The sequence below is a fragment of the Bradyrhizobium zhengyangense genome, from assembly GCF_022012555.1.
In the GTDB taxonomy this organism is placed as follows: Bacteria; Pseudomonadota; Alphaproteobacteria; order Rhizobiales; family Xanthobacteraceae; genus Bradyrhizobium; species Bradyrhizobium zhengyangense.
Genome location: NZ_JAKLTZ010000035.1, coordinates 20,403 through 27,807, shown reverse-complemented (window position 1 = coordinate 27,807; position 7,405 = coordinate 20,403). Strand labels below are relative to the sequence as shown.

At 59.6% G+C, this 7,405-nt stretch carries 3 protein-coding genes and 1 pseudogene; 3 read left to right on the top strand and 1 reads right to left on the bottom strand.

Annotated elements, in window-relative coordinates:
- Positions 1–2,090: 2,090 nt before the first annotated feature.
- Positions 2,091–2,979 (bottom strand): annotated as a pseudogene (locus L6639_RS41450) (IS110 family RNA-guided transposase).
- 1,833 nt (positions 2,980–4,812) lie between these two features.
- Between L6639_RS41450 and L6639_RS41440 the strand changes: the two are divergent.
- The 3 genes from L6639_RS41440 to L6639_RS41430 all read left to right on the top strand — a co-directional run bounded on the left by L6639_RS41440 (position 4,813) and on the right by L6639_RS41430 (position 7,215).
- Positions 4,813–5,025: a hypothetical protein gene (locus L6639_RS41440; protein WP_188637460.1), complete on the top strand. Its 213-nt coding sequence runs from the start codon at positions 4,813–4,815 to the stop codon at positions 5,023–5,025.
- Between the two features lie 131 nt (positions 5,026–5,156).
- On the top strand, positions 5,157–6,071 hold the full coding sequence (locus L6639_RS41435; protein ID WP_128929885.1) for a transposase: 915 nt from the start codon (positions 5,157–5,159) through the stop codon (positions 6,069–6,071).
- A 217-nt stretch (positions 6,072–6,288) separates the two neighbouring features.
- The gene (locus L6639_RS41430) at positions 6,289–7,215 is read left to right on the top strand and encodes an AAA family ATPase (protein ID WP_237867165.1); all 927 of its coding nucleotides are present in this window, start codon (positions 6,289–6,291) and stop codon (positions 7,213–7,215) included.
- The last annotated feature ends 190 nt before the right edge of the window (positions 7,216–7,405 follow it).

Below are 7,405 nucleotides of genomic sequence, written 5' to 3'. Positions count from 1 at the left end.
TTCGCTTCGGGGTTCAAACACTGCGTTCTTGGCACATTACGATGCCGTCTGGGGAGGGCGGCAACCATCCCATCTCATCTGGTGATCTGTGATGTGTCGGCCGGGCAAGCGAGTGATTCCTCTTGGCGGAAGAACCACTTGCATAACCCCGCCGGCCGCGATCACCAGTCGGCGCGGTCCTCCTCGGGATCGCGCCGACGCTGGGCTCGTAACTCCGGTCGGGCTACGCCCTCCCTCCGTCACGAGCCCAGCGAAACTCTCTCACCTTGATTGACGCTGCCTTCCATCCTGATCGTCGCGCGACACTAGGCGCCCGTCGGCGCGATTGACTCGATGTCCGCGAGCGAGTGTGGCCGCCGGTTGTCGCTGAACTGGCAGCAAAGAACGCTGCCTATACCGGGACGCGACTTGCACGAGCGGCTCAGGCGCCACAGTTTGCTCGTTTTGACCGATGGCGGCGACGGTGCGAGGAACGCGATGCTCCAGCTGAAGCGGCAGGCCTGCTGTAGAGTGAGGGCAGCTGTGCTACGTCTGATTATGGGATCAACACCAGAACGCAACTGACGTCCCCGTCTGTCAGACTCGGGACAGTTGTCGCACTAACATGGCGTCGCGACGCTCTCGCAATGGTGCTCAGAATCCCCTAACTCATTTATACGTGTCAGAACTGTCATGCTCCCGCCGATGGCATCGGACTTGCTGATCCTCTCCTTGAGAGGCTTGCCCGGAGCTACTCCGGGGAGGTTTATTTGGCCCTGGAGGGGAATTGTAAATGGCGGAGAAGGCGTGCTCGAGATGCGGTCGATATCAATAAGATCAGGCTACGCGCTGACCAATACGTCCATTATCCAAGATACTGTTCGACCGATCCCACCTTCGGGCGCTCACGACCGCCTAAAACGGTAAAGCATGGAGCGCGCGGTGATCTTGGCACTCTGCGTGGCCGCTCTCGCAGCCGGTGGAGTGCTGCTTTCGTTCGCCAAGCAAGCGCTATACGTCTTGGCATTGGGGTAGGAAAGTAGCGTAGCGATCATGTGGCTGTGGCACTTGATTGGCGGCAGCCAATATTTGGATCAGCAGCACTGGCTGCGCAGGCCGCCAGGCGGGAGCTTTTTGACGACATCTTGGAGCCGACTGTCGAAACGACCGTGATAAGGAGTCGAACGATGAGCAGCTGGAAGTCCCTATTGAGCTGTACGGTGGTGGGAGTCCTGATGGTTGTCCAGTTGGAGCTGGCGACGGCAGCGCCGATGCCGAGGAGTGTCGGAGTCGTGCAGGCCTTTCCTGGAGGCACGACCACGATGTCCCCTGTCTCTCACTGCAACTGCGAACGGAGGATCTCCAGTCTTGCAAGAGCCGAACTCTTCCGTGGCGCAAGTACGAGCGGCGGCTGTTATGGCCCTTATTGCGTATATGCGGAGCCGCCTTATGGATACCCTCCGGTCAGTTATGGCTGCAGTCCGTACCATACCGGCCCGCGGTCGTACCCGTTCCGCGCATATCCCTGCCACGGTTATAGGCACGGTTGTTACGGACGCCACTGTTGTTATCGCCAGTACGACTGCCCGGATTTGTGACCGACCGGCGAGACGAAACTGTCGGCTACTGGTGAAGCGGATCTATAGCAAGGAGCAATATAAATGACCCCGATGTATGGTCCGGCCGTGCGTTGCAAGTGGTTTCGCCGAGCTGGCGGTGAGCGGTCTTGCATCAATGTATCCGGCCTTTGATTGGAGCATTTGCTCCGGCCACCATGGATATCAGCGCGCGTGCGTTCTCGTTAGCGGACAGGCCTCGATTGGACCATTCGGGTCACCAGTGTTCGCATGCGCCGGGAAGACCGAACCTCCATCTCGTCTCATCCTCTCGCAGACCTCGGCTGGAAATTATTGATAGGGGCTTACGTCATCGCTTGCTCCTCATTTTGCTCAGTTCCTTTGTTCGAGCCAAGGGCCGTTCCTTCGTCCCGGCCCGCAGAACGTCGATCGCGTCGCGCGCAGGGGCGGTCAAGGCCAGCCGTCGCGCTTGGCTTGCGGCTGGCTCCGGCGTTGCCAGGCTGCGCCTTGACCGCGCCCAGCACGGCGCGAGGATCAAGCGGGTCGGACGCCTGCATCGTCAGTCCTCGTCAGCTCGAAGGCGCGTCCTTTGGCCAGCACCGCCCAGGCGATGCGGGCAAGCTTGTTGGCGAGCGCGATCGCGAGCACGTTGTGGTGCAACCGCCTTTTGGCGGCTTCGATCCAGGACTTGAGCCCATAACTTTCCCAGTTCTTTATCCTGACCAGCACAACGCACGCCGCCTGCACGAACAGAACGCGCAGGTAGCGATTGCCGCGCCTCGAGATTTTGCCGAGGATCGTGCGGTCTCCCGTCGAGATCTGCTTGGGCAAGCCAAGCGCCGAAGTCGCGGCCTTTGGAGAATACGTCTCCGGTGCCGATCGCGGCCACCATGGCGCTCGAAATGATCGGCCCGATGCCAGGCACCGTCATTAGGCGCGAGCATGCCTGATCTTGACGGGCCAATGCTTCAATCTCGCCGGAGAGGCCATCGATGCGCTGATCCAGCCGGTGCCAGTCGCCTGCCAGCTCCTCGATGACACGCAACATGCGTGGCGACAGGGCATCGGCGCGCGTCGCAAGGATGGTGGGCAGTTCGGTGCGCAAGAAGCCGATACCTTGGCGCACGGCGATCCCGCGCTCCAACATGAAGGCGCGAATCTGGTTGATGATGCCGGTGCGTTGCGATACCAGCCGCTCGCGCACCCGGTGCAGCGCCTGCAGATCCAGTTGCTCCGCGGTCTTGGTCGCCACGAACTTCATCGTCGGGCGCTGCACGGCTTCGGCAATCGCTTCGGCGTCATTGAAGTCGTTCTCCTGTCCCCTGCTATAGGGGCGGACATATTTGGCCGGCATCAACCTCGCATCGTGACCAAGCGATGCGAGTTTGCGGCTCAGGTGATGTGCGCCGACGCAGGCTTCCATACCGATCAGGCAACGCGGCAGATTTGCGAGCCGCGCCTCCACTTGCCCACGCGGTCACTTTTGACGCAGAACGATGGCGCCGCGCGCATCGTGGCCGACGACGTTGAACGAGTTCTTGCCGATATCGATGCCGATCACGGCGATCGCGGTATTGGGTGTCTGAGACATGGTGTGCTCCTTGTCTTTGCCGCCCCTTACCAGCTTCGCTTGCTGGCGGGGGCAGGAGGCCCATTAGCGGAGCTCGGAAGAGGAGGCGAACATGCCGTCGATATCGGGAGAATCAGGCTCCGCGATGACCAATATGTCCGTGAGTTTATTCGAACCTGATAACGACGTTCCAGGCGGCAAGCAATTGTAAAAGAGAACGCATGGAACACGTGGCGTCTAGGCACTCCGGGGCGTCGCTCTGTCGAGGAATGTCTTGGCCATCTCGCTGTCAGTCATGCAGGTATACGTCGGCATTCATCTCCAGTGCCGGATCGAGGTCTGCATCCAGGTGCATCTCCGGCGCCGACATGCTCCGGCAACACTATCCATGCCTGTTGCGAGTGACTGTCGAGTTACGAAGAACTCATGACCGCACATGGACGCATGGAGCACGCAGAGCATGCTTTGCTGATCGCCGTGCTGGCGCTATTCCGGTATCCTGGGCGATCTCGGACAAGCTCGGTAAGAGTGCACAAACCGAAGCGATCAGCAAACCTGTGGACGCCGTCATCGACTGGGCCTTGTTCATGGCCAAGACCAGCCGCCGCACAATGGTGGAGATGGTAGCTGAGCTGGAATCTCCTGCGGCGTCTATGTCACGCGTTCGCCGAGCTTCGACAAGCCAGGCCGATCGCCAGGACGGGCACTACGTTGGGGCCGGCAGCAATCACGCCCTCCCGCTCGATGCCGTCGGGAGCGCTGACCTAAGCGATGTCAGGTTGATACTTTGTGCCTCCGTTATGAAAAGGCTTGAATCGCACCTAGCGTCACATTGTACGATCCTGGAATGAAGTCGAGACCTCTGGTGAACCAACGCCGGCTACTCCTTAGCACCTGGGATGGCATACTTGGCTGTGGAGTTCTCGTATCTGTTCTAGTGGAAACCGGATGAAACGCGCGCTTTTGACTACGGCCGCACTGCTTTTGTTGGTAGGCACTGCTTCAGCCCGCACGCAAGAGGGCCCACCGGAAGGCGCGCAGGAGCCCCCCGCCCGGGAGACTCCCTGGGACCCTGATGACCCGGGTGCGGCGTGCCGCCGGGTGCCGGTTCCTTGTTCTGAGGAAGAGAGAATTAAACATCCAGGCCGGCTGATTTGCGGCCATCAACGGCGCGGCAACTGCCGCACCTGACAAAGAGAGCCCGCCGACGACCGTGCAACTTGATCGATCGGCCGCTATTTGGACTTGTGTTAGTTACCGCCGTCCACATCGAGCCTCGACGTCAGCACACCGAGGCCTACTCACCGCGCCGCAACCTAATCTCGGCAGAGGCTACACTTATCGATGCGGAGATTCCGTTCCGGACAGCAGGGACCATAAGAGCCCGTCGATGGGGATAGTGCTCTAGGGTTGGGTGATGGCTCCGCGACAGCTGCAATGTCGCGGTCGATCTCTTGCGCAAGCGAGGCCAGTTCGCTCCTCGCAGTATCCACGATCCATTGATCGAGACCGAAAGCATCTTTGCCCCCATAACAAAGCCGTGAGCCGTCGAGCGAGCTCGCCGGCGGTGACGAACTTGCATTCCAGATGACTACTGTCCTGACTCACAAGTTCGCAATCGTAAAATCGCATTGGATTCGCTTGGTTGTGCCAGAGCTGGGTGCTGGAATAGCGACGAAGGATTTGATGTCGGTCCAGCTACTTGCGCCCCTGATATTGAGCGATGATGAGCGTGCCGCACTGACGTCACTGACGAAGCGGCGGAACACGGCGCAGGCGCTGGCTCTGAAAGCCCGGATTGTGTTGACCTGCGCGGAGGGAGGACAGAACAAGAAAGTGGCGGCCAAGCTGCGCCTGGAGCGGCGGGACGGTAGGCAAGTCGCGCCACCGTTTTTGTAGAGCAGCGCGTGGCCGGGCTTCACGACGAGCCGCGTTCCGGGGCTCCGCGCACGGTTGATGATGTCCGAATCGAAGTCGTGACCGTGCGAACGCTGGAGAACTGCCCCGCCACGCATTGGAGCTCCCGCAGCATGGCAAAGGCGAGCGGTCTGTTGGTGTCGACGGTTCAACGCATCTGGCGGGCCTTCGGGCCAGCCGCATCGGATGGAGACGTTCAAGCTCTCGACAGACCCGTACCTACTGGCCAAGGTCCGCGACGTCGTCGGCTTTACGTCTCGCCGCCGCAGCACGCCATCGTCCCGTGTGTGAGCGACAAATCCCAAATCCAGGCTCTGGATCGCAGCCAGCCGATGTGGCCGATGCGACCTGGCCAGCCGGCCCGAAGGAGCCATGACTACAAAAGGCATGGCACCACCTCGCTGGTCGCGCCCTCGATATTGCGACCGGACGGGTCATCGGCAAGTGCTACCGACTTCACCGCGCCGCCGAATTTTGCAAGCTCCTCGACGAGACCCAGCCCGCGCCGGCTCGACGTCCATCTCGTCATGGACAACTACGCCACGCACACGACCCCGCTGATCCGGCGATGGCTAGTTAAAAGGCCGCGTTGGCATGTGCACCTGACCCCGACCAGCTCGTCATGGCTCAATCAGGAGCGCTTCTTCGAGCTCCTGACCGACAAGAACATCAGGCGCAGCGTCTATCGGAGCATTGCCGCCGTCAGGGCCGACATCGCTTCATTCATCGAACGGCACAACGCCGATCCAAAACCATTTCCATGGACCAATTCAATCGAGCGCTTCTGCCGATCCAATGCTCTGGTTCAGGACACTAGACTTGCAGCAGCACCCAGTGTGGGGCTCTGCGCATTTGGCCATAACGTTAATCATGGGCATGTACTCGAAGAGCGACCAAACACAGTTCGGCCCGCCGAACGGAATCGAGGCAAGAATGTGTCGACCCACGATCACGAGGATAAGTCTGGCCAGACCGCCCAACTGCTCGCAACGGCCAGGCCACTGAATGCCGAAGTGATACTTCATTGAAAACAAGAACGCCGCGGCATTGCTTGGTCGATTTCGGACAAGTCTGTCGAATTAGCCACACATCGGTGTCGCAACGGGTGAATACATAAGCCTTCCCTTCACCAGCCACGTGACTGCCGCCGGTCAGGATCGCGGTCGCTATACGGACCTCGTTTGCGATGGCACAACTATTGCTACCCCTTTACTCTGACACTCCATCTAACAATCGAGGAAGTACATGAAAGAGGCCTTCTCCGTAAACGAGAACAAGGACGAGTGCGTGGACGAGTGCGTCGACGAGTGCGTGGACCAGTACATGGATCACGAATTCCATCTTAATGCTGCGCTGTGGGCGCGGAGCGGCACGACCTTCCTCCCAGTCTCTGACGCTTCCTTGGAATTGCCAGCAGGTGCTTATCGCTGCCGCGAAAATAGTTGCACCGTTTTTTTCGAAAAGGTGCCGACTGTAACTGACACGCTCTTGAACTTGCCGGACACCGCCGCGGAGAGGCTTTTGGTCGAGTTCGACAAGTTCTGGGCTCTGCGCGAGGAGTACGTCGAGTACGGCTTCACGCACAAGCGCGGCATGCTCCTGTGGGGCCCTCCCGGTAGTGGCAAGACCTGCGCAATCGGACAAATGACACAGGTCGTTGTCCGAGATCATAATGGCGTAGTTGTCTTTATCGATCGCCCGCAACTGGCTAGCGCGTGTGTCGGTCTGCTGCGTCGCATTGAGCCCGAGCGGCCCGTGGTCATGGTTATGGAGGATCTGGACGAGCTCGTGGAAAGATGGGGCGCTGAGCACTTTCTTGCGTTGCTCGATGGCAACGCGCAAACTGCGAACGTGCTGCACGTTGCGACCACCAACCACCCTGACCGTCTGGACAGGCGCTTTGTCGATCGCCCTTCTCGCTTTGACACCATCATGGAAGTTGGTATGTCGTCCGCCCAGACCCGCCGCGCCTACTTCAAAGCCAAGGAGCCATCGCTTGACGATGCTACGCTCGACCGCTGGGTCGAGCAAACCAAACGCTACAATATAGCACATCTGCGAGAAGTCATCATTGGCATTAAGCTCTATGGCCAGAATGAGCGATCAGTGTTCGAAAGGTTGAATAGCATGCGTCAGAATCGCTTCGACTGCGAGAGCGAGGACAAAGAATGATGTCTTACTCCTAAGCTATGGCGACGCTGATCCTGTTTTAGGACCCGAATAGCTCGGCCGGAAGGTGGTGGCTCGGCACGCGTCATCCGGGTGTCAACTCGGGGGACGGACAATGGAGCCCTGCCGCCTGAGGCAAACGTACGCTACGCTCCATTGATCCTGACGAACCTCTGGCGGGGGTACGGTCACC